Source organism: Amycolatopsis sp. NPDC024027 (assembly GCF_040638975.1).
Taxonomy (GTDB): Bacteria; Actinomycetota; Actinomycetes; order Mycobacteriales; family Pseudonocardiaceae; genus Amycolatopsis.
In genome coordinates this window covers 112,330-134,044 of the sequence record NZ_JBEZYY010000026.1, presented here as the reverse complement: position 1 = coordinate 134,044, position 21,715 = coordinate 112,330, and the positions used below count along the sequence as shown (strand labels likewise).

Sequence of the window (21,715 nt, the reverse complement as noted above, 5' to 3'; positions counted from 1 at the left end):
CCCGAGAAAACCCGGCGGCGCGGGTTTGCCCCGTCGCGTGGCCCCCGGTCGTCCGGGGGGCGGGGGGGGCGGCCCCCCCCCCCCCCGCCCGCCCCCCCCCGCGGTGTCTCCTGGGGGTCGAACCCCCAGACCCCCGCCGGGGGCAAGCCCCCTGGACCCCGGGCCGTGGTCCTGTTGCGTGGTCAGCCCACCGGTATGTCCCGCCGCCGCAATGCGAACAATCCGCCCCCTCCGGCGAGGACAGCGAGCAAAACCAGCCACAGCGCCGGTGTCAGCGAGAACGTTCCGCCCGGCAGGCGCGGCAGGTGCTGGAACGGCGAAACCCCCAGCACCACCTCGTTCCACCGCAACGCCGACCCCACCAGCGACAGCAGCAGGAACGCCGCCAGCAGTCCCCAAGCCCCCGCCGCGAAGCGCGGGAAGACGCCGACCAGCAACGCTGCCAGGCCCGTCAAGACCCACACCGCCGGGAGCTGGGCCAGCGCCGCCGGGACGAGCCCGAAGCCCGAGCCGTACGCCGCGCCCGTTGCCCAGCCCGTCACCGCCAGCACGAACGCCGGCCCGAAGAACGCGAACGTCAAGTGGGCCAATGCCCAGCCGACCCGGCCGACCGCCGTCGCCAGCAGCGGTTCCGCCCGGCCCGCCGCCTCCTCCGAGCGCAGCTTCAGCGTCGCCTGGACCGCGTGACCCGCCGCCGCCAGGCCGAACAATGTCATCGTGCCCGCCAGGTACGCGTCCGTCACCGCACCGCCGCCGCCCAGCCGGGAGAACACGTCCGCGACCGCCCGGTTGTCCCGCATCATTTCGGCGACGTTCCGCGCGACCCCGCCCATCAGCAGCCCGACGAGCCCCAGGCACCCGGTCCAGACCAGCAGCGTCCCCCGTTGCAGCCGCCAGGCCAGTGCCAGCGGCGAGCGCAGCGACGCCTTCGCCGTCGCCCGGCCCAGCCGCGCCGGGAGCAGCGCCGCGCCGAGGTCCCGGCGCGCCGACAGGACGACCGCGGCCACCACCAGCGCCCCGGTCGCGAGGACGCCCAGCGCGAGCACCCACCACCGCTCGCCCGCGAACGGCCGCAGCCGGTGCACCCAGCCGATCGGCGACCACCACGCGAGCCAGCCCGCCGAGCCGCTGCTATCCCCGGCCGCGCGCAGCAGGAACGCCAGCACCAGCGCCCCGATGCCGATGCCCCGCGCCCCACCCGCACCCCAGGTGAGCTGGGCGGCGACCGCGCCGGCCCCGGCGAACACCCAGCCCGCCAAGGCGAAACCCGCACCGAGCGCCAAGGCACCGGCGAGGGGCTCGCCCTGCGCGGCGATGCCGAACGCGGCCAGCAGACCGAACACCAGGCACGCACCGCAGGCGGCGAGCACCGCCGCGACCAGCTCCGCGTGCCGGCCGACGACGGTGGCGCCGGTGAGCTCGCGGCGGCCGGCCTCCTCCTCGGTCCGGGTGTGACGGACCACCGTGAGCAGCGCGATCAGCCCGACGACGACCGGGACGAACCCGCACTGCCAGGCCAGGAGGTTCCCCACGGACGAGCCGTACAGCGGACCGTTGCGCACGACGAACGTCGCGCTCGAGGCGTTGAGGTCATAGAAGTGCTGCCGGGCCGCGGCATCCGGGTACGCCGCCTTGATCGACGACAGGTAGCCGACGGGTGCCAGCGTGAGACCGAGGATCCAGAGCGGCATGAGCAGCCGGTCGCGGCGCAGCACCAGCCGCAGCAACGCCCAGGTCCCCGTCATCGCGCCACTCCGACCGGCCGGTCCTGCCGGTAGTGCCGCAGGAACAGCTCCTCGAGCGTCGGCGGGCGGCTCACCAGGCTCCGCAACCCGGCCCCGGCGAGGTGCCGCATCACGTCGTCCAGCGCGGTCTGGTCCACGGACAGGTGGACGTGCGAGCCGTACGAACTCAGGTCGTGCACGCCCGGCAGCGACCCCAGATCCGCCGGCACGCGCGCGAGCGAGGCGTCGATGGTGATCCGGCCCAGGTGCCGCAGCTCGTCCAGGGTGCCCGACTCGACCGTGCGGCCGGCCCGGATGATCGTGACGCGGTCGCACAGCGCCTCGACCTCGGAGAGGATGTGCGAGGACAGCAGCACCGTCCGGTCGCCGCGCTCGCGCTCCTCCCCGACGACCTCCCGGAACACCGCTTCCATCAGCGGGTCGAGCCCGGACGTCGGCTCGTCGAGGACCAGCAGCTCCACATCGGACGCCAGCGCGGCGACGAGCGCGACCTTCTGCCGGTTGCCCTTCGAGTACGTCCGGCCCTTCTTGCGCGGATCGAGGTCGAAGCGCTCGATCAGCTCGGCGCGGCGGGTGGTGTCGAGGCCGCCGCGCAACCGGCCGAGCAGGTCGATGACCTCGCCGCCGGTGAGGTTCGGCCAGAGGGTGACGTCGCCCGGGACGTACGCGAGCCGCCGGTGCAGCTCGGTGGCGTCGGTCCAGGGGTCGCCGCCGAGCAGGGTGGCGCGGCCGCCGTCGGCGCGCATCAGCCCCAGCAGGACGCGGATCGTGGTGGTCTTGCCGGCGCCGTTGGGTCCGAGGAACCCGTGCACCTCGCCGGTGTGGACGGTCAGGTCGAGCCCGTCGAGGGCCCGTGTCCGGCCGAACGCCTTGGTGAGGCCGTCGGCGGTGATCGCTGCGGCCATCGTCATTCCTTCCGTTGGTAGGCGGCCAGCGCTTCGCGGGCCTTTTCGAGGACTTCGGTGGTGGCTAGGGGGTTCAGGAACAGGTGCCCGGCGGCCGCCGACATCCGCAGCATCGCCTCGTTCGTGCCCGGCTCCTCGCCGAGCGCGCGGGCGACGTGGTCCTGCAGGATCATCAGCCCGCCGGTCATCGCGGCGAGCGCGGCGGCGACGCCCCGCGGGTCCGGCATGTCCATGCCCTGCTCGCGGAAGTAGCGCTCGGTTTCATCGACGATCCCGGTGAACTGCACCTCGGCGGCCCCGGAGCCGTCGACCATGGCGCGGCCCAGGTACCGGCGGTAGAGCAGCTGCCGGGCGTCGAACGTGGGGAGGAATCCCGGGTTCGCGGCGCCCTTCGCCAGCACCTCCTCCTTGAACTTCAGCAGTTCGTCGAAGACGTACGTGTCGCAGGCCTCGCGCAGGCCGTCCTTGGAGCCGAAGTGGTGGCGGATCAGGCCACCGGAGACCCCGGCTTCCTCGGCGATGTCGAGGATCGACGTCTTCTCCATGCCGCGCTCGGTGAACAGCTTGATGGCGGCGTCGCGGATCCGGGCCCGCGCGGTGAGGTCTTCGGTGCTCATCAGAGGTCCTATACGTGCGTGTAGTAGACTACACGCGAATATAGTCCGCTATACGCACGTGTAGCAATGGGGAATTCTGGCCACCCTTCGGCTCTTCCGGTGACCGCCTAACCGGGCAGCCGATTAGGCCATTTGGCTCGCAACCAATTGCGGTCTATGGGCTAACTGTCTGATTGCTGACGTAGATCCCACCCTGTGTACTGCTCGGACGCACATCTTCACGAAGGGTCGTTTCAGTGGAACAGCACAGATCGCGCTGGAGACGGCGGGCCGGGATCACCATCCTCGCCACCGCACTCGGCGCCTCCGTCCTCGGCGTCGCGGTCCCGGTGGCCTCCGCCCAGCAGGCCCCGCCGACCAACGGCGCGGCCGACGGCAAGACCCTCGACGAGCACGATCGCGCGCTCGTCGCCGAAGCCGAGAAGTCCGGGAAGCCCGATGTCACGCTGCTGATCGCGGCGGAAAAGGGCCAGACCGGCACCGCCGTGAACGAGCTCAAGGCCCTCGGCGGGGTCGTCCAGTCCACCGACACGAAGCTCGACTACATCAAGGTCAGCATCCCGACCGCCAAGGCCGAAAAAGCCGCGAAGCTCAAGTCGGTCAACGCCGTCGACGTCGACGGGCTCATCGTCCGCGACGACCCGAAGCCCGACGGTGCGACCACCCCGCTGCCGCAGCCGGCCCCGGGCAAGAACACCCCGCGCGTCAACCCGTACCTGCCGACCGGCGACACCTACGCGGCGCAGTTCGGCCAGGTCCTGCCCGGCTGGGACGGCAAGGACACCACGGTCGCGGTGCTCGACTCCGGCGTCGACCTCGACTCCCCCGCGCTGGCCACCACCAGCCACGGCGAACGCAAGATCGTCGACTGGTACAACGCCAACGCCACCAACTCCGGCGACGGCACGTGGGTCAAGCAGTCGACCCAGACCTACACCGGTGTCTTCACCGCCAACGGCAAGACCTGGACGGCCCCGGCGACCGGTGGCCCGTACACGTTCGGCGTCTTCGGCGAGACCGCGGGCGACCTGGGCGCCGCGGACAGCGAGACCGGCGGTGACATCAACCGCGACGGCGACCGCGCCGACTCCTGGGGCGTGCTGCTCGACCCGGTGACCAAGGAGGTCCGGGTCGACCTCAACGGCAACGGCGACTTCACCGACGAGAAGCCGATGACCGACTACAACAAGAAGTACGACGTCGGCTTCTTCGGCACCGACAACCCGGCGACCGACATCGCCGAGCGAATGGCCTTCGTGGTCCAGACCGACAAGCCGGGCTACGTCGGCATCGGCATCGCCGGTGCGGAGCACGGCTCGCACGTGGCCGGCATCGCCGCCGGCAACGACCTCTTCGGCGGCAAGATGGACGGCGCGGCGCCGGGCGCGAAGGTGCTGGCCGTCAAGGTCTGCCTCACCAGTGCCGGCTGCACCTCGTCCGGCCTGGTCGACGGGGTCGTCTACGCGGCCAGCCACGGCGCCGACGTCATCAACATCTCGATCGGCGGCCTGCCGGCGCTCAACGACGGCAACAACGCCCGCGCGGAGCTCTACAACCGCACGATCGCCGAGTACAACGTCCAGATCTTCATCTCGGCGGGCAACAGCGGCGCCGGGGCGAACACCGTCGGCGACCCGTCGGTGGCCACGGACGCGATCTCGGTCGGCTCGTACATCACCAAGGAGACCTGGCTGTCGAACTACGGCTCGGTCACCAAGAACCCCGAGTCGATGCACCCGTTCTCCTCGCGCGGCCCGCGTGAGGACGGCGGCTTCAAGCCGGACATCATCGCACCCGGCGCGGCCATCGCCACCGTCCCGCGGTGGGAGCAGCCGAGCCCGGTGGCCGGCACGTACCCGCTGCCCGCCGGCTACGCGATGCTGCAGGGCACGTCGATGGCGGCGCCCCAGGCGACCGGCGCGGCGGCACTGCTGGTGAGCGCGTACAAGGCGACGCACAACGGCCAGCGGCCGCCGGTGGCGCAGCTGCGCGCGGCGATCAAGTCGACCGCGCGGTTCGTGCCGGGCATCGGCGCGTACGCCCAGGGCGCGGGCCTGTTCAACGTCCCCGCCGCGTTCGTCGCGCTTTCGCTCAACCCGAAGCCGGACACGGTTTCGACGTCGGTCGAGGTGCACACCGTCCAGTCCGGGCTGCTGGCCACGCCGAACACGGGCGTGGGCATCCACGACCGCGAAGGCGTGACCACGGGCAAGGCGTACACCCGCACGTACACGATCACCCGCACCACGGGCTCGGCCCACCCGGTGCCGTACTTCGTGCGGTGGGTCGGCAACGACGGCACGTTCAACTCCGGTGGCACCGTGGTGCTGCCGCTGAACACGCCGGTGAAGTTCGACGTGCACGTCAACCCGAAGAGCGCCGGGGTCCACTCGGCCCTGCTCTACCTGGACAATCCGCTGACCATCGGCATCGACGTGCAGACCCTCAACACGGTCTTCGCGCCGCAGGAGTTCGTCGCCGGCAAGGGTTTCCAGGTCGACAACTCGGGCAAGGCCGCCCGCAACCAGGCGACCAGCTACTTCGTGCGGGTGCCGCAGGGCGCCAGCGCGCTGAAGGTGGACCTGGACGCCGGCGCCGGCGCTCCGGGCAAGGGCCAGGTGCGGTTCCTGCGGTACGACCCGACCGGTGTCCCGGCCGAGGCCAGCACCGCGACGACCGCGTGCTACCTGCCCGACGCGGGTGCGGGCTGCGCCGGCGGCACGCCGACCAGCCGGACCATCGCCAACCCGCTGCCGGGCGTGTGGGAGATCACCGTCGAAGCGCGGCGGACGTCCGATGTGGACGAAGCGCCGTACAAGCTGTCGGCTTCGGTGCTGGGCACGGCGATCTCGCCGAACCCGGACACGATCGCCTCGGCCACGCTGGGCACGCCGATCGCGCGGACCTACACCGTGCAGAACACGCTCGGCGCGTTCACCGGCAAGCTGACCGGCGCCACGCTGGGCAGCGCGAAGACGCAGCGGCCGACGATCACCGAAGGCACGCAGCAGCAGTACCAGATCGCGGTGACGCCGGGTTCGACGTCGCTGACCGCCACGATCGGCAACCCCGCCGTCGTGGGCACGGACCTCGACCTGGTGCTGTACAACTGCACGACCGGAACCTGCGTGCAGGCGGGCGTCAGCGCGGACGGTGACTCCGAGGAGTCGGTGACCGTGCCCAACCCGGCGCCCGGTGTGTGGGTCGCGCTCGTCGACGGGTACGCGGTCCCGGGCGGCACCACCGCCTACGACTACCTCGACGTGTTCACCAACCCGGCGTTCGGTTCGGTCGCGGTGACCGACGCCAACGCCCTGCGCGCGTCGGGCAGCTCGTGGACCGTGCCGGCGACGGTGACGGCCACCGCCGCCCCGGCCCCGGGCCGGACCCTGCGCGGTCAGCTGACCGTGCAGACCGACACCGGTGTCACGGTCGGCTCCTCGCTGGTGCAGATCAACTCGGTGAGCTAGTTCGCCAGTCCGTGGAGGCCGCCTCGAGGAGCATTCCTCGGGGCGGCCTTCACGCTTCCTGGGCCCGGGTCAGGAACGGCGCCGGATCGGCCAGGACGCGGTGGATGACCCGGCCGGCCGCGCCGAGGGTCGCCGCGTCGCCGCCCAAGCGGGAGGCGCTCAAGACCGGGGGCGTGCCGCGCAGGCCGCCGAGGCGGGTCGTCAGCACCTCCGACACCGGCCCGGACAACCACGGGTACAGCTGCGTGAACACCCCGCCCAGCACGATGCGGTCCAGGTCCAGCAAGTTCACCGCCGACGTCAGGGCGATGCCGAGGGCACGTCCGGCCGCCGCGCACGCCGCCCGCGCCGTCTCGTCGCCCCGCTCGAGGGCGCTCAGCAAGGCCGGCACCGATGCGGCGTTCCCCGCCGTCAGCAACGCTTCCTGCCCGGCGTAGGTCTCCAGGCAGCCGCTGCCCCCGCAGCGGCACGGCGCCCCCTCCGGGGCCACGACCACGTGCCCCAGCTCGCCGGCCAGGCCCGTCGCGCCGGAGTACAGCACGCCGTTCACGACCAGGCCGGCGCCGATGCCGATTTCGCCGGACACGTAGAGGAAGTCGCGCTCGCCGTCGCCGTACCAGAGCTCGCCGAGCGCGGCGAGGTTCGCTTCGTTGTCCAGCTCGACCGGGACCGGCAGCCGCAGCAGCTCGGCCGGGCGGACGTCCTGCCAGCCGAGGTTGGGGGCGCTGAACAGCACGCCGTCGCCGACCGGGCCGGACACCGCCAGCACCGCGCCCGCCGCCTCCAGCCCCAGCCGGTGGGCCTCGGCGAGCGCGTCGGTGGCCAGGTCCTGCAGCTCGCCCAGGACCTTCTTCGGCCGCGAGCCGCGGTTGTCGCGTTCGCGGCGGGCGGCGAACCGGACTTCGCCGGTGAGGTCGAGCACGCGCACCGCGAGGTAGTCGACGTTGATCTCCAGCCCCAGCGACGCCATCCGCGCCCCGCTGAGCACGACGTCCACCCCCGGCCGGCCGCGTTCGCCCGCCCGCGCGGGGCCGGTCTCGGCGAGCAGGCCCGCCTCCACCAGGTCGCCGACGAGCTTGCTCACGGTCGACTTGGTCAGGCCGGTGACCTCGGCGAGCGCGGCCCGGGTGAGCGGACCGCCGCGGCTGACGGCGCCCAGCACGACCTCGAGGTTGCGGGCGCGCATCTCCTCGTGCCGCACGGCCTGCGTCATCGTGTCCTCCCACGAAGCACTGTAACCCGGCCCCTTGACGCCGGGGACCCCCGCGGCGCATATTTAGTCTACAACGTGAACTAAATGAAGGGACAGTCATGAGCGACTTCGCTCCCCAGCCGGCCGACAAGTTCACCTTCGGCCTCTGGACCGTGGGCTGGCCCGCCGCCGACCCGTTCGGGGTCGCCACGCGGCCGCCGCTGGACCCGGTGGAGAGCGTGCACCGGCTGGCGGAGCTGGGCGCCTACGGCGTGACCTTCCACGACGACGACCTGCTGGCCACCGAGCCGGACCGCGACAAGGCGATTGAGCGCTTCCGCAAGGCGCTCGCCGAGACCGGCCTCAAGGTCCCGATGGCGACGACGAACCTGTTCACCCACCCGGTGTTCAAGGACGGCGGCCTGACCAGCAACGACCGCGACGTCCGCCGGTACGCGCTGCGGAAGGTGCGTCGCAACCTCGACCTGGCGGCCGAGCTGGGCGCGCAGACCTACGTCGTCTGGGGCGGCCGCGAAGGCGCCGAGTCCGACGCCGCGAAGGACGTCCGCGCGGCGCTGGACCGCTACAAGGAGGGCCTGGACCTGCTCGCCGACTACGTCGTCGAGAAGGGCTACTCGCTGCGGTTCGCGCTGGAGCCGAAGCCGAACGAGCCGCGCGGCGACATCCTGCTGCCGACGATCGGGCACGCGCTGGGCTTCATCTCGCAGCTCGCGCGGCCGGAGATGTTCGGGCTGAACCCGGAGGTCGGGCACGAGCAGATGGCCGGGCTGAACTTCGTGCACGGCATCTCGCAGGCGCTGTGGCAGGGCAAGCTGTTCCACATCGACCTCAACGGCCAGCACGGCCCGAAGTACGACCAGGACCTGATCTTCGGCCACGGCGACCTGAAGAGCGCGTTCTTCCTGGTCGACCTGCTGGAGAACGCCGGCTACGACGGCCCGCGGCACTTCGACTACAAGCCGATGCGCACCGAGGACGCCGAAGACGTGTGGGTGTCGGCGGCGGCGAACATGCGGACGTACCTGATCCTCAAGGAGAAGGCGGCGGCGTTCCGGGCCGACCCGGAGGTCGCGGAGGCGCTGGCGGCGTCGCGGGTCCCGGACCTTTCGACGCCGACGCTGGCCCCGGGCGAGACGTTCGACGACGTCCTGAACGACGAGTTCGACCTGGAGGCGGCGGCGGCCCGCGGCTACCACTTCACCCGGCTGAACCAGCTCGCCCTGGAGCACCTGCTCGGCGTGCGCTGACAAGTGCCGCGAATGACTCATTCGGAACCTCCAGTGTCCCGAATGAGTCATTCGCGACGCTGTGGGCTCGCGGGAAGCTGCGCCGCGGCGTAGCGGATCGCACCCAGCAAGAGCGCGCGGAAAGCCGGGTCGGCGTACGACTCGGCCGTGTGGCCGAGTCCGGTGTAGAACGCCCGGCCGCGGCCCTGCGGGTGGCACCACGTGATGGGGTGGTCCGCCCCCATCCCGCCCCCGGCGTAGCTGGACTCGTCCAGCGTCTGCAGCACGTGCACGCGGCCACGCGGGTTGGTGCGGAAGTCGTACAGCTCGTCGGTCCGGGTCCACACCGGCGGCAGGTGGGCCGTCGCCGGGTGCGTGCGGTCCTCGGTCACGAACCGCGCCCGCTGGATCGCCGGGTGGGTGCGGAACCACGCTCCCACCAGCTGTCCGTACCACGGCCAGCCGTACCCCGTGTCGGCGGCGGCGTGGACGCCGACGTAGCCGCCACCATCCTCCACATAGGACTCGAACGCCGCTTGCCCCGCCGCGTCCAGGACCTCGCCGCTGGTCGACAGGAACACCACCGCGTCGTAGGCGGCCGTCACCGCCGACGCGTCTTCGGTTGCCGTGACGTCGAAGCCGTGCACCGCACCCAGTTCCCGGATGGCCCGGATTCCCGCCGGAATCGAGTCGTGCCGGTACCCGGCCGTCTTCGAGAACACCAGCACCCGCACGGGGAACCTCCTCATTCGCTCGGGATGGCGGCCGCCAGCAGGAGGTCCTTGACCTCGGTGGCGTGGATCTTCTCGCGCGCGAACGCCGGGTCCGAGCACAGCAGCACCGGCCCGTCCTCGGGCGAGTCGGGCAGCCGGCCGTGGCTGCCGCGGACCGGCGCCGGGTCGAGCGGGACGACCTGCATCGAATAGCGCAGGCCGAGCTTCTTGCGGGCCAGCGCGGTCGCCGCCTTGAGCTTGACCTTCGGGTCCTCCGGGTCGAAGAACAGCTCGGCCGGGTCGTACCCGGGCTTGCGGTGGATCTCGACCGTCTTCGCGAAGTCCGGCGCGCGGTCGTCGTTCAGCCAGTAGTAGTAGGTGAACCACGCGTCCGGCTCGGCGATCGCGACCAGCTCGCCCGCCCGTTCGTGGTCGACACCGAGCCCGGCCTGGCCGGCGCGGTCCAGCACGACGTCCACTCCGGACAGTCCGGCCACGATGTCCCGCACCCGCGGGACGTCGGCCGGATCGGCCACGTAGACGTGCGCGACCTGGTGGTCGGCCACCGCGAACGCCCGGGACGTCCACGGGTCCAGGTACTCCATCCCAGCCTGGACGTACACGTTCAGCAGGCCTTCGCGGCGCAACGCCCGGTTGACGTCGACCGGCCGGTTCGCGTTCGTGATGCCGTACTCCGACAGCGCGACGACCGTATGGTCGCCCGCGGCCGCGAACTCCAGCAGCGGACGCAAAGCCGTGTCGATCTCCCGCGCGGCCGCCGCGGCCTGGGGTGCGTCCGGGCCGTAGCGCTGCAGGTCGTAGTCCAGGTGCGGGAGGTAGACCAGCGTGGTGTCCGGCCGGTCCTCGATCATGATCTTCCGCGCGGCCGCGATGATCCACTTCGACGACGTGATCGCGGCCGTCGGGCCCCAGTAGGTGAACAGCGGGAACTCGCCGAGGGCACCTTCCAGGCGGTCGTGCAGCTGCGGCGGGTACGTGTAGCAGTCCGGGGACTTCTTGCCGTCGGCGTGGTAGATCGGCCGCGGGGTCACCGTGAGGTCGGTGTCCGCCCCCATCGCGTACCACCAGCAGACGTTCGCGACCCGGTGGCCGGGCTGCGCGCGGCGGGCCGCGTCCCAGAACTTGTCCCCCTGCACCAGCCGGTTGTGCTGGCGCCAGAGGAACACCTCGCCGAGTTCGCGGAAGTACCAGCCGTTGCCGACGATCCCGTGCCGCGCCGGGGTGAGCCCGGTGAGGAACGTCGACTGCACCGAGCAGGTGACCGCCGGGAACACCGTGCCCAGCTGCGCGGTGAAGCCGGGCTCGGCCACCTTGCGCAGGTTCGGCATGTGCGGGAGCAGCCGCGGCGTGAGCCCGACGACGTCGAGGACGAGCAAACTCATGCGGATACCTCTTCCAGGCCCAGGGTGGTCAGTTCCCGCCGGGTCCAGTCGAGCTCGGCAGCGATGCCCGCGACCAGCCCGGCGTCGTCGGCGGGGGCGTCCGGGAGCACCTGCCAGGTGTAGGTCTCGACCTCGACGTGGTCGGTGCGCGCGCCCACGCCCCCGAACAGCTCGGCCAGGGTGGCGGCCAGCACCGGCTGGGTCGACGTCAGCGGCGGCGCCGGGTCGGCGTGCAGCGGGACGTGGAAGTGCACCCGCCACGGCGCCCGCCCCGGGAGGCCACCGGCCAGTGCCAGGTCGAGATCGTCGGCGCCGGGCGGAGCTCCTTCGGTGCTCTGGTGCAGGAATCTAGGCTCCACAAAGGACTCCAAGGCCGCCCGCGTCGCGGGATCGTTCGGCTCCGCGGCTTCCAGCGCGGCCGACGCCTGGAGCTTGACGACGGCCAGCCCGGCGGCTTCGAGCCGGCCCAGAGCGGCGGCCGGGTCCTCGAACCCCACCGCGAGGTGGCAGGCGTCCAGGCAGACGCCCAGCCATTCCTTGTCCACTTCGGACAACAAGGCCGCGGCCTGCGCGGTGGTCTCGATGACGCAGCCGGGCTCCGGCTCGAACGCCACCCGCACCGGACGGTCCTGCTCCGCCAGCCCCTTGGCGAGGACCGCGAGCTGGCCGCCGTCGCCCCGCCAGTCCGTGCGCCAGCCGAGCGGCAGCGTCGACACGCTGCCGCGCACGGCGTCGTCCGGCAGCAGCCCGGCGAGCAACCGCGCGAGGTCGAGGGTGTACCGCGTGCGCTCGGGCGCCGCCCAGTCCGGCCGGTAGACCTTGTGCTTGACGACCGGGTCGTGGAAGCCCTGGTACGGGAACCCGTTGAAGGTGACGACCTCCAGGCCGCGCGCGGCCAGCTCGCGCTTGAGGCGGCCCACCGCGGCCGGGTCGCCGGCCAGTTCGGCAGCGACCGGCCGGGCCAGCCACAGGCCGATTCCGAGCCGGTCCACGCCCAGGCGCTCGCGGACCGGCTCGCCGAAGCGGGCCAGCTGGGCGAGCACGCCGCCGAGGTCTTCGGCCTGGTGGACGTTGGTGCAGTAGGCGAGGTGGACGAGCGTGCCGTCGCGGTGCCGGAACCTCACTTGCGCGCCCCCCGCAGGATCGAGTTGCCCGCGAACTCGGCTCCCGACGGTCCGCCGTCGAGGGAAAGCCGCCCGCTCTGGCCGTAGAACTCCACCGGGTTGCGCCACAGCACCCGGTCGACGTCGTCTTCGGTGAAGCCGGCGGCCAGCATCGCGTCGCCGGTCCGGCGGGTCTTGAGCGGGTCGCTCTTGCCCCAGTCGGCCGCGGAGTTCACCAGCACGCGCTCGGTGCCGTACTCCCGCAGGATCGCGACCATCCGGTCCTCGTCCATCTTCGTGTCCGGGTAGATGGAGAAGCCCACCCAGCAGCCCGACTCCTTGGCCATCGCGACGGTCAGCTCGTTGAGGTGGTCGAGCACCACGCGTTCCGGCGCGATCCCCGACTCGCGGACCACGGCGATGCTCCGCTCGGTCCCGGCCGCCTTGTCGCGGTGCGGGGTGTGCACCAGCGCCGGCAGCTCGTGGGTGATCGCCAGCGCGAGCTGGGCGGCGAACGCCGTGTCCTCCTCGGCGGTCATCGAGTCGTAGCCGATCTCGCCGACCGCGACCACGCCGTCCTTCTCCAGGTAGCGCGGCAACAAATCCAGTACCGGCACACAACGCGGGTCGTTGGCCTCCTTGGGGTTGAGCGCGATCGTGCAGTGGTGGGCGATGCCGAACTGGCTCGCGCGGAACGGTTCCCAGCCGACGAGGGCGTCGAAGTAGTCGGTGAAGCTGCCGACGCCGGTGCGCGGCTGGCCCAGCCAGAACGCCGGTTCGACCAGCGCCCGGACGCCGGCGGCGTGCATCGCCGCGTAGTCGTCGGTGGTCCGGGAGCTCATGTGGATGTGGGGATCGAAGATGCGCATCAGCCGTCCTGTTCGTTCAGCAGGGTGCGGAGATCGGCGGGGACTTCGCGGCCCGCCGCGGCGCGTTCGGCGGCGAAGGACCGCATCATGCGCAGCAGCTCCTCGTCGGTCCGGCGGTCGAGCCCGGCGACGTCGGCCAGGGGAATGCCCATGAAGACGCACTTGAGGACGCCGTGGCGGTAGGCGGCGTCGCCGAGGTGGGTGGCGGCGTACTCCCCCATCGCCGCGGCCACCAGGCGGGGGTCGTTGGTGCGCAGGGCGTCCGCGACCAGTTCGAGCCCGGCGTCTCCGATGTCCACAACGGATAGTCCGAAGAGGACGGCTCGCTTTTCGGCCGCGTCGCCGTGGCGGTAGAGGCCCGGCATCTCCGCCGCGGCATCGGGAGCCGCCTTGAGCAGCTCCACGCGGGCTAAGTCATCGACGGTCCGGCCCGGGGTTTCCGACGGTCCGCGGCCGACCCGGCGACCGACGCCCGGGAACACCGTGCGCAACGCCGTCGCGTCGGCGGCGACGTCGTGCAGTGCCTTTTCCAGCCAGGCGGTCACCCCGCCACCGCCTTGTGCAGGTATTCCAGGGACTCGCGGGCGATCCGCGGGGCCGCGTGGCTGTCCCGCGGTAGTTCGACGGCCACCAGCCCGGTGTACGGCGCCAGCGCGGCCAGCACGGGCGGGAAGTCGATTTCGCCCTTCCCGAACTCGAGGTGCTGGTGCGTGCCGCGGCGCATGTCGTCGATCTGGACGTTCACCAGCCGCGGCAACGCGCGCCGGACGCAGTCGGGCACGGACGCGGACTCGGTGCACCGGCAGTGCCCGATGTCCAGCGTCAGCCCGAACCGTTCCGGGTCACCGAGCCGGCGCGCCAGCTCGAAGTAGCCGTCCAGGTCTTCGACGAGCATCCCGGGCTCGGGTTCGAACCCCAGCCGGACGTCGTGCTCGTCGGCGGCCTTGAGCACCTCCGCGCAGCCGTCGACCAGGTACGCCCAGGCGTCCTCGGTCGCGAGATCGGCAGGCTTGTTGCCGCTCCAGAAGGACACGGCCTCCGCCCCGAGGTCGGCCGCGATCGTCACCGCCCGGGTCAGGAACTCGATCCGGCCGGCCCGGTCGGGGTCGAGGAACGTCGGCGCGTGCTTGCGCCACGGGTCCAGCAGGAACCGGGCCCCCGTCTCGATCACCACGGCGAGCCCGAGGCGGTCCAGGTCCGCGGCGACCTCGGCGACGCGGCGGGCGAGGTCCGGCCCGAACGGGTCGAGGTGCTGGTGGTCGAGGGTGAGCGCGACGCCGTCGTAGCCGAGGTCGGCGAGCACGCGCAGCGCGTCACCGAGCCGGTGGTTGGCGAAGCCGTTGGTGCCGTACCCGAACCTCATGTCGGCGACACCTTCCGGCTCAGCGCCCGCGCGAGCGGGAACGCGGCCGCCACGGCCAGTGCCGGGCGCCACGCACCGGTGCGCGCGATCAGCCCGGCCTGCAGCGGGATCATGCCGTGGATCCCGGCCCCGACGGCCCGCCGGATCTTCCCGGCGACCGGATCGCGGACGGCGTCGTACTGAGCGCAGCCGGTGGTCACGGCGTACGTCCCGAGCAGCGCCGAGGACAGCAGGCCGCCCCGGCCCGCGGCGACCCCGACGCCGGCCGTCGCGGCCAGGGCGGCCGCGGGCAGCGCGGGCCTCGCACCGTCCACTTCGGACCTCGACAGCGTTGTCACCGCGTAGGTGTGCGCCCCGACGGTCAGCGCCGCGGGCAGGGCGGCCTTCGTCCCGCCCGCGCCGAGCAGGACGTCGAGGGCGCGGGCCGCGGCCATCGCGGCCGGGCCGAGCACGGTCTTCTTGAGCACGAAGTCGTAGGCCCACACGGTCGCGGCCAGCGGCACGGCGACGCGCAGGGCCCGGCGTCCCCCGGCGGCCGCGGCGATGCCCAGCCCGCCCGCGGTCAGCCCGGTGGCGACGCCGAGCGCCGTCTTGGGCGCGACCCGGCCCGAAGGGATCGGCCGTTCGGGCCGTTCGACCGCGTCCAGGTCGCGGTCGGCGTAGTCGTTGAGGGCCATGCCCGCCCAGTAGATGCAGACCGAAGCGCCGGTCAGGGCGAGCGTGCGGCGGCCGAACGGCCAGCCCGCGGCGGCGGCCCCGGCGACCGCGTCCCCGGGCACGGTCAGCGCGGCGGGCGCGCGGACGAGTTCGGCGAGCGCCTTCACCGGTGCGCCCACGCGCGCAGGGCCGCGTACTGCGACGCCAGGTCGTGCGGGCCGTCGCCGACGGGGTCCTTGAAGAAGAAGCCGAATTCGGCGACCGGGCCGGCCACGCCGTCGCGGCACGCCTGGCCGGTCAGCCGGGCGAGGTCGAGCACCAGCGGCGCGGCGAGCGCCGAGTCGCAGCCCTGCCAGGTGAGCTGCAACGTCATGCGCGCGCCGAGGAACCCTTCGAAGAGCACGTGGTCCCAGGCGGTTTTCCAGTCGCCGAGCGCCGGCACGTAGTCGATGTGCACCTCGCCGTCGACCGGGCGGCCCAGGTTCCGCTCCAGCACCCGCTGTTTGGACGCGTTCTTGCTCGACGCGGCCCCCGGGTCGGCCAGCGTGGCGCCGTCACCGCCGCCGAGCAGGTTGGTGCCCGACCAGGCCAGGACGTTCAGCCCGCGCTGGGCGAACATCGGCGCGAGCACCGACCGCAGCAGCGTCTCGCCGGTCTTGCCGTCACGGCCCGCGTACGGCTGCCCGGTGGCGCGGGCCAGTTCGTCGAGCGCGGGCAGGCGCGCCCCGGTGGACGGGGTGAAGTCGACAAAGCCACAACCGGCACGGAAGGCGGCGTAGGCGTACGACGCGCTCGCGGGCAGCACGTCCTCGCCGGTGTCCAGCGCGGCTTCGAGGGCGGCCAGGGAAGCGTGCGCCGGGTGCGGGTCGCCGGGCGGCTCGGTGGAGGCGACGTTGAGGACGACGACGTGGTCCAGTCCCTTCCGGAACTCGGCCAGGTCCGCTGTCACCTGGTCGATCGCCGCACGGCCGCCCCCGGACGGCGCCGGGCGCAGCCGGGTCTCGGCCGCGGCCAGCTCGGCCGCGACCGCGCCGGGCAGCGCCGGCGGCAGCACCCCGGCGGCCACCAGGTGTTCGGCCCGCTTGACCAGCGGGGTGTCCACGACGTCGTGGCCCCCGAAGACCAGGTCCCCCAAGCCGGGCAGCGCCGCTCCGGCGAAGTCCGGCAGGTCGGTCACGCAGCCGGTGCGCGCGGCCAGTCCCGCCCGCATCCCGGCGGCCCCGGCGACGGCCGTGGTGGCCACCGAGCCGCGGGCGCCGATCAGCCAGACGCCGATTTTCCCCATGGTTCCTCCAGTTCCCCGGTCCAGCCCGCGCCGCCCGGCGCGGGTCCACACAGCGAGAGATCACGCGCCGGCCATGGCTCGGCCGGCGCGGCGGTACTGGGTTCTGTTGCCTGGTAAGAACTTCACGGCCGGCGGTGCCGGCCCCCCGATTTCACGATACCGGCAGAAACTCCCAAACCGGGCCATCGGTGCAGACAACATGGCGGACAGGGGGCGGCCGTACGGGTCAACCGGCAACCCCAAGCGCCGTGAATGACTCATTCCTTGCGTCTGACGCAAGGAATGAGTCATTCACGGCTTCCGGGGCAGATCCGGCTGCGAGACTTGCCGGGCGGCTGGTGGTCAGGCCGAAGCGGCCTCAGGCAAGCTCAGCGCGCCGAGCGCCGCGACCAGCGGAGCGAGCTCCGGCCGGCTCTCCGCCTCCCCCAACGCCGCCGCCAGCGCCGTGTCGTGCGTCGGACGCGCCGCCGCGAGCAGCGCCTGCCCCGCCGGCGTCACCTCCGTGTAGATGCCGCGGCGGTCGTCCGCGCACAGGTAGCGGGCCAGCAGCCCCCGGCCCTCCAGCCGCGCCACCAGCCGCGTCGTCGCGGACTGGCTGAGGACCACCGCGTTCGCCAGCTGGTTCATCCGCAGGTGGAAGCCGTCCTGGCGGGCCAGGACGTCCAGGACCGTGTATTCGCTCACCGACAGCTCGTGGTCGCGCTCGAGTGCGCGCTGCAGCCCGTCTTCGATCCGCGCGTGGAGCGCGGCCAGCGTCCGCCAGCCCTGCGCGCGCGCTTCGACGGCGTCGTCGTCCAGTGACACGGTTCACCTCTCCCCGGCTTGCGCGGACCGCCCGGTAAGCCGCAGGGTTGATATGCGGCGGGAAGAAGGAAGTTCCATGCCCGCCGCCCTGCTCGCCCTGGCGATCAGCGCGTTCGGGATCGGCACCACGGAGTTCGTGATCATGGGCCTGCTGCCCGAGGTCGCGGCCGATTTCGGCGTCTCGATCCCGTCCGCAGGCCTGCTCATCTCCGGCTACGCGCTCGGCGTCGTCGTCGGTGCGCCCCTGCTCACCGCGCTGGCCTCACGAGTTCCGCGCAAGACCGTGCTGGTCGCCCTGATGGGCCTGTTCATCGCGGGCAACGTGCTCTCGGCCCTGGCGCCGAGTTACGGCCTGCTGATGACCGGCCGGGTCGTCGCCGCGCTGAGCCACGGCGCCTTCTTCGGCGTCGGCTCGGTCGTCGCCGCGTCGCTGGTCGCGCCGGCCAAGCAGGCGAGCGCGATCGCGCTGATGTTCACCGGGCTGACCGTGGCCAACGTGCTCGGCGTGCCCGCCGGCACCGCCCTCGGCCAGGCCTTCGGCTGGCGCTCGACGTTCTGGGTGGTCAGCGCGCTCGGCGTCGCCGGCGCCGCCGGCATCCTCGCGCTCGTGCCGCACCAGGAGCCGGACCCGGGCGCCGGCCTGCGCGGCGAACTCGCCGTGTTCCGCCGCCCGCAGGTGTGGCTCGCGCTGGTCATGACCGCGCTCGGCTTCGCCGGGGTGTTCGCCTCCTTCACCTACATCGCCCCGATGATGACCGAGGTCGCGGGCTTCTCCGGCGGCGCCGTCACCTGGCTGCTCGTGCTCTTCGGCGCCGGCCTGTTCGCCGGCAACCTGCTCGGCGGCAAGGCGGCGGACCGCAAGCTGATGCCCAGCCTCTACGTCATCCTCGCCGCCCTGGCGCTGGTGCTGGTGGCGTTCGTGTTCACCGCGCACGCGAAGGTGCCCGCGGCGATCACGATCGCGCTGTTCGGCGCGGCCGGGTTCGCCACCGTGCCGCCGCTGCAGGCCCGCGTGATGGCCAAGGCCGAAGGCGCCCCGGCGCTGGCCTCGGCGGCGAACATCGCCGCGTTCAACCTCGGCAACGCCGGTGGCGCGTGGCTCGGCGGCCAGGCCATCGAGGCCGGCCTCGGCTACACCGCCCCCAACTGGATCGGCGCCGTGCTCGCCGCGGCGGGCCTCGCCGTGGCGCTCGTCTCCGGACTGCTCGACCGCCGGGACCCGGCTAGTTTCGAAGCCGGAGAACGGGTACTCGCCCGATGAACCACCCACCGAAAGGACCCCTCGTGACCAGCGTGCCCGTCATCGAACTCAACAACGGCGTGCGGATGCCGCAAGTCGGCTACGGCGTGTTCCAGGTCCCGGACGACGAGACCGCCACCGCCGTGAAGACCGCCCTCGAAACGGGCTACCGCAGCATCGACACCGCGGCCGTCTACGGCAACGAAAAGGGGGTCGGCCAGGCGATCGCCGAGTCCGGCGTCGCCCGCGACGAACTGTTCGTCACCACGAAGCTGTGGAACTCGGCCCAGGGCTACGACTCGACGCTCAAGGCGTTCGACGAGAGCATGACCAAGCTCGGCCTCGAGCAGCTGGACCTCTACCTGATCCACTGGCCGACCCCGGCGCGCGGCAAGTTCCTCGACACCTGGAAGGCGTTCGAGAAGCTCTACACCGACGGCCGGGTCCGCGCGATCGGCGTCTCCAACTTCCAGCCCGCGCACCTCGAGCGCCTGCTCGACGCCGCCGACGTCGCCCCCGCGGTCAACCAGGTCGAGCTGCACCCGTACCTGCAGCAGCGCGAGCTGCGCGAGTTCGACGCCAAGCACGGCATCGCGACCGAGGCGTGGAGCCCGCTCGCCAAGGGCGGCAGCCTGCTCGGCGACCCGGTGGTGGCCGAGCTGGCGGTTAAGCACAGCCGCACGCCCGCGCAGATCGTGCTGCGCTGGCACCTGCAGCTGGACAACGTCGTGATCCCGAAGTCGGTCACGCCGTCCCGGATCGAAGAGAACTTCGACCTGTTCGGGTTCACCCTCACGGAGGAGGAGATGGAGTCGCTGACGCCGCTGGACCGCGGCGAGCGCACCGGCCCGGACCCGGACACCTTCAACGCCGCCTGAGACAGGTCCCCGTCCCGGCTGGGAACGCAGTGAATGACTCATTCCTGGCGTCGGAGGTCAGGAATGAGTCATTCATGACGCCGCAGCACTGCCGCCGGGGCGGGGTCACTGCTTGCGGGCGACTCCGCCCAGCGTCAGGAAGTTCAGCTCGCCCAGCGGGTGCAGCCGGGGACCGTCCGGCCACCATTCGTGCAGGTAGACCAGCCCGGGCCGGAGCAGCTCGGTGCCGTCGAAGAACCCGGCGATCTGCTCGCGCGTGCGGTGCACGCTGCCCAGGCCGGTGCCCTGGAAACTGGTCTCCAGCAGCCGCGCCAGCTCCTGGCGCGGGGAGTCCTCTTCCGGGTCGAAGTTGTGCGTGAGCAGCAGGAACGACCCGGGCGCGAGCGCGTCGACGTACGCCGCGACGATCGCCTTCGCGCGCTCGTAGTCGTCGATGTGGTGCACGATCGAGGTGAGGATCAGCGCCACCGGCCGCCGGAAGTCGAGGTACTCCTGGACGACCTCGTCGGCGAGGGTTTCGGTCGGCCGCGTCAGGTCGGCGCCGGTCACGTGGGTCAGGTAGTTCTCCTCGAGCAGCGCCCGGCCGTGCACCTGCACCACCGGATCGTTGTCGACGTACACCACCTGCGCGTCCGGGTTGTACCGCTGCGCCACCTCGTGGGTGTTTTCCGCGGTCGGCATCCCGGAGCCCAGGTCGAGGAACTGGTCGATGCCGCGCTTGCCGGCCAGGAACCGGACCGCGCGCACCAGCCAGTCGCGGTGCTCCTTCGCCATCGCCCGGGCGCCCGGCGCGATGGCGAGCAGCCGCCGCATCGCTTCGCGATCCACCTCGTAGTGGTCGTGCCCGCCGAGCAGCGCGTCGGACAACCTGGCCAGGCTGGCCTTGCTGAAATCGAGGGCGGCCGCACCGCTCTCGGTTCCGGACCGCAGGTCGCCAGGCGTCATCGGCTGCTCTCCCACTCTGCGCGTGGTGACGACACCCCTGCCCGGGTTCGTTCACCGTGTCCGGCAACGGACAGTGCTCAGGTTACGACATGGGGTGCACCAAGTGAACCGGGCACAAGGGCCTTGCCTGCCAGGGACAACTACCCGAAATGGACCTCATCCCAGGTTTTTCCCCCGTCCGTGGTCCGGTACACGGCGGAGCCACCGGAGGCGTCCGGCTGGCCGTCGACGACGACGCCGGTGCCGCCGCCGGGAAAGTCGAGATCGGTCAGCGCGAAGCCGCGGTCGGGCAGCTCGGTCGTCGACCAGGTGCGGCCGCCGTCGGCCGTGTTGTGCAGGAACCCGACGCCGCCGCCCACGGCGGCGACCGTCGCGGACGCCGACGAGGCCGCGGCGAAGCCCTGGTTGATGCCGGCGAACGGCGCCGCGTCGTCCCCGCTGAACCCCACGCCGAGCTGCGGCGCGTGCCGCAGCTGCCGCTCGGTCGAGCCCGGCTGCGGCGAGCCGGGGCTACTGCTGCACAACGCCACGACCTGCCGTTCGCGGACACCGGCGAGCGAGGCGACCTTCCCCTCCGGGCACGGCGGCTCCGCCGGGGTGAACCGGACGCCGTCACGGGAGATCCAGTACTGCTCGGTGCCGTAGTTCGCGCCCAGCGCGACCTGCAGGCCGCCGCCGACGGCCAGGTCGCCGTAGGTGAGGCCGCCGGTGACCGCGAACCCGGGCACCGGGGCCAGCACCGGCGAACCGGCGGCCGCCGAGTACAGCCGGGTCGAGCCCTGTCCCTCGCCGTAGGTGGTCAGCACGGCGAAGACGCGGCCGCCGGTTTCGGCGATCTTCGAGAGGTAGTACGGCTCCCGCGTCCCGGCCAGGGTGACCGGCTGCCAGGTCTCGCCGCCGTCGCGGGTGGTGCGCACGTGGACGCCGTCACTGACGTACGCGACCCGGTCGCCGAAGGCCCGGAGGGCGACGTGGTTGTGGTTGTCGGGCAGCGGCACCGGCGGGGCGCCCAGCCGCCGCCAGTGCCGTCCGGCGTCGGTGGTGCCCAGCAGCGCCGGGCACCACGACTTCGCGCACGGCCGGTACCCGAGGACGTATCCGGTGTCGGGGCCGGTCCAGCTCGTCGAGGCGGGCTGGAAGCCCGGTGGGACCACGGTTCCGGCGGTCGCGGGCGAGGCGAACGCGGCCAGGAGGGCGAGGACGGACACCAGCAGCGCACCGCGCCGGGGAGTTCTCATGATCACCTGACGTCCCGCGCCGGGCGGGGGTTGCCCACCCG

At 72.4% G+C, this 21,715-nt stretch carries 19 protein-coding genes; 4 read left to right on the top strand and 15 right to left on the bottom strand.

Annotated features, from left to right (window positions below; genetic code table 11):
- Nucleotides 1-182 precede the first annotated feature (182 nt).
- The 3 genes from AB0F52_RS43145 to AB0F52_RS43135 are packed head-to-tail and all read right to left on the bottom strand — an operon-like array spanning nt 183 to nt 3,267.
- The gene (locus AB0F52_RS43145) at nt 183-1,745 is read right to left on the bottom strand and encodes an ABC transporter permease (RefSeq protein WP_360183751.1); all 1,563 of its coding nucleotides are present in this window, start codon (nt 1,743-1,745) and stop codon (nt 183-185) included.
- Entirely contained in the window at nt 1,742-2,650 is a 909-nt protein-coding gene (locus AB0F52_RS43140; protein WP_360183749.1) for an ABC transporter ATP-binding protein, read from the bottom strand. Before AB0F52_RS43140 ends, AB0F52_RS43145 begins: the two co-directional genes overlap by 4 nt.
- Nucleotides 2,651-2,652: 2 nt before the next feature.
- Complete coding sequence (locus AB0F52_RS43135; RefSeq protein WP_360183747.1) at nt 2,653-3,267, bottom strand: TetR family transcriptional regulator; 615 nt, start codon at nt 3,265-3,267, stop codon at nt 2,653-2,655.
- 236 nt (nt 3,268-3,503) lie between these two features.
- Here AB0F52_RS43135 and AB0F52_RS43130 point away from each other — a divergent pair, with 236 nt between their 5' ends.
- The gene (locus AB0F52_RS43130; RefSeq protein ID WP_360183745.1) at nt 3,504-6,737 is read left to right on the top strand and encodes a S8 family serine peptidase; all 3,234 of its coding nucleotides are present in this window, start codon (nt 3,504-3,506) and stop codon (nt 6,735-6,737) included.
- Between the two features lie 49 nt (nt 6,738-6,786).
- Here AB0F52_RS43130 and AB0F52_RS43125 read toward each other — a convergent pair whose 3' ends face one another.
- Nucleotides 6,787-7,950: an ROK family transcriptional regulator gene (locus AB0F52_RS43125; protein WP_360183743.1), complete on the bottom strand. Its 1,164-nt coding sequence runs from the start codon at nt 7,948-7,950 to the stop codon at nt 6,787-6,789.
- 98 nt (nt 7,951-8,048) lie between these two features.
- Here AB0F52_RS43125 and xylA point away from each other — a divergent pair, with 98 nt between their 5' ends.
- Complete coding sequence (gene xylA, locus AB0F52_RS43120) at nt 8,049-9,197, top strand: xylose isomerase (RefSeq protein ID WP_360183741.1); 1,149 nt, start codon at nt 8,049-8,051, stop codon at nt 9,195-9,197.
- Between the two features lie 47 nt (nt 9,198-9,244).
- Here xylA and AB0F52_RS43115 read toward each other — a convergent pair whose 3' ends face one another.
- The 9 genes from AB0F52_RS43115 to AB0F52_RS43075 all read right to left on the bottom strand — a co-directional run bounded on the left by AB0F52_RS43115 (nt 9,245) and on the right by AB0F52_RS43075 (nt 17,373).
- Entirely contained in the window at nt 9,245-9,910 is a 666-nt protein-coding gene (locus AB0F52_RS43115; RefSeq protein WP_360183739.1) for a ThuA domain-containing protein, read from the bottom strand.
- A gap of 11 nt (nt 9,911-9,921) precedes the next feature.
- Nucleotides 9,922-11,292 carry a nucleotide pyrophosphatase/phosphodiesterase family protein gene (locus AB0F52_RS43110; protein ID WP_360183737.1) on the bottom strand — a complete coding sequence of 457 codons (1,371 nt, stop codon included), beginning with the start codon at nt 11,290-11,292 and terminating at the stop codon, nt 9,922-9,924.
- Complete coding sequence (gene eboE / locus AB0F52_RS43105) at nt 11,289-12,416, bottom strand: metabolite traffic protein EboE (RefSeq protein ID WP_360183735.1); 1,128 nt, start codon at nt 12,414-12,416, stop codon at nt 11,289-11,291. The genes AB0F52_RS43110 and eboE overlap by 4 nt, the downstream gene beginning before the upstream one ends.
- The gene (locus AB0F52_RS43100) at nt 12,413-13,264 is read right to left on the bottom strand and encodes a TatD family hydrolase (protein WP_360183733.1); all 852 of its coding nucleotides are present in this window, start codon (nt 13,262-13,264) and stop codon (nt 12,413-12,415) included. Before AB0F52_RS43100 ends, eboE begins: the two co-directional genes overlap by 4 nt.
- Nucleotides 13,264-13,809, bottom strand: a complete 546-nt coding sequence (locus tag AB0F52_RS43095) for an EboA domain-containing protein (RefSeq protein WP_360183731.1) — start codon at nt 13,807-13,809, stop codon at nt 13,264-13,266. The genes AB0F52_RS43100 and AB0F52_RS43095 overlap by 1 nt, the downstream gene beginning before the upstream one ends.
- Entirely contained in the window at nt 13,806-14,627 is an 822-nt protein-coding gene (locus AB0F52_RS43090) for a sugar phosphate isomerase/epimerase family protein (RefSeq protein ID WP_360183729.1), read from the bottom strand. Before AB0F52_RS43090 ends, AB0F52_RS43095 begins: the two co-directional genes overlap by 4 nt.
- On the bottom strand, nt 14,624-15,463 hold the full coding sequence (locus AB0F52_RS43085; protein WP_360183727.1) for an SCO3242 family prenyltransferase: 840 nt from the start codon (nt 15,461-15,463) through the stop codon (nt 14,624-14,626). Before AB0F52_RS43085 ends, AB0F52_RS43090 begins: the two co-directional genes overlap by 4 nt.
- Complete coding sequence (locus AB0F52_RS43080; RefSeq protein WP_360183725.1) at nt 15,448-16,569, bottom strand: inositol-3-phosphate synthase; 1,122 nt, start codon at nt 16,567-16,569, stop codon at nt 15,448-15,450. The genes AB0F52_RS43085 and AB0F52_RS43080 overlap by 16 nt, the downstream gene beginning before the upstream one ends.
- A 342-nt stretch (nt 16,570-16,911) precedes the next feature.
- Entirely contained in the window at nt 16,912-17,373 is a 462-nt protein-coding gene (locus AB0F52_RS43075) for a MarR family transcriptional regulator (protein WP_360183723.1), read from the bottom strand.
- A gap of 76 nt (nt 17,374-17,449) precedes the next feature.
- Here AB0F52_RS43075 and AB0F52_RS43070 point away from each other — a divergent pair, with 76 nt between their 5' ends.
- A complete protein-coding gene (locus AB0F52_RS43070) occupies nt 17,450-18,634 on the top strand; it encodes an MFS transporter (RefSeq protein ID WP_360183721.1) in 1,185 nt (394 codons plus the stop codon).
- Between the two features lie 23 nt (nt 18,635-18,657).
- The gene (locus AB0F52_RS43065) at nt 18,658-19,491 is read left to right on the top strand and encodes an aldo/keto reductase (protein WP_360183719.1); all 834 of its coding nucleotides are present in this window, start codon (nt 18,658-18,660) and stop codon (nt 19,489-19,491) included.
- A 105-nt stretch (nt 19,492-19,596) separates the two neighbouring features.
- On the opposite strand, the gene AB0F52_RS43060 is transcribed toward AB0F52_RS43065, so the two are convergent.
- Complete coding sequence (locus AB0F52_RS43060) at nt 19,597-20,436, bottom strand: SAM-dependent methyltransferase (RefSeq protein WP_360183717.1); 840 nt, start codon at nt 20,434-20,436, stop codon at nt 19,597-19,599.
- Nucleotides 20,437-20,576: 140 nt separating this feature from the next.
- Nucleotides 20,577-21,674: a hypothetical protein gene (locus AB0F52_RS43055; RefSeq protein WP_360183715.1), complete on the bottom strand. Its 1,098-nt coding sequence runs from the start codon at nt 21,672-21,674 to the stop codon at nt 20,577-20,579.
- Nucleotides 21,675-21,715 lie beyond the last annotated feature (41 nt).

Excerpts from the sequence above, each read along its gene's own strand:
- AB0F52_RS43140 (WP_360183749.1), bottom strand. The coding sequence starts at position 2,650 with ATGGCCGCAGCGATCACCGCCGACGGCCTCACCAAGGCGTTCGGCCGG.
- AB0F52_RS43125 (WP_360183743.1), bottom strand. The coding sequence starts at position 7,950 with ATGACGCAGGCCGTGCGGCACGAGGAGATGCGCGCCCGCAACCTCGAG.
- xylA (WP_360183741.1), top strand. The coding sequence starts at position 8,049 with ATGAGCGACTTCGCTCCCCAGCCGGCCGACAAGTTCACCTTCGGCCTC.
- AB0F52_RS43145 (WP_360183751.1), bottom strand. The coding sequence starts at position 1,745 with ATGACGGGGACCTGGGCGTTGCTGCGGCTGGTGCTGCGCCGCGACCGG.
- AB0F52_RS43090 (WP_360183729.1), bottom strand. The coding sequence starts at position 14,627 with ATGAGGTTCGGGTACGGCACCAACGGCTTCGCCAACCACCGGCTCGGT.
- AB0F52_RS43070 (WP_360183721.1), top strand. The coding sequence starts at position 17,450 with ATGCCCGCCGCCCTGCTCGCCCTGGCGATCAGCGCGTTCGGGATCGGC.
- AB0F52_RS43100 (WP_360183733.1), bottom strand. The coding sequence starts at position 13,264 with ATGCGCATCTTCGATCCCCACATCCACATGAGCTCCCGGACCACCGAC.
- AB0F52_RS43060 (WP_360183717.1), bottom strand. The coding sequence starts at position 20,436 with ATGACGCCTGGCGACCTGCGGTCCGGAACCGAGAGCGGTGCGGCCGCC.
- AB0F52_RS43110 (WP_360183737.1), bottom strand. The coding sequence starts at position 11,292 with ATGAGTTTGCTCGTCCTCGACGTCGTCGGGCTCACGCCGCGGCTGCTC.
- AB0F52_RS43055 (WP_360183715.1), bottom strand. The coding sequence starts at position 21,674 with ATGAGAACTCCCCGGCGCGGTGCGCTGCTGGTGTCCGTCCTCGCCCTC.
- AB0F52_RS43080 (WP_360183725.1), bottom strand. The coding sequence starts at position 16,569 with ATGGGGAAAATCGGCGTCTGGCTGATCGGCGCCCGCGGCTCGGTGGCC.
- AB0F52_RS43135 (WP_360183747.1), bottom strand. The coding sequence starts at position 3,267 with ATGAGCACCGAAGACCTCACCGCGCGGGCCCGGATCCGCGACGCCGCC.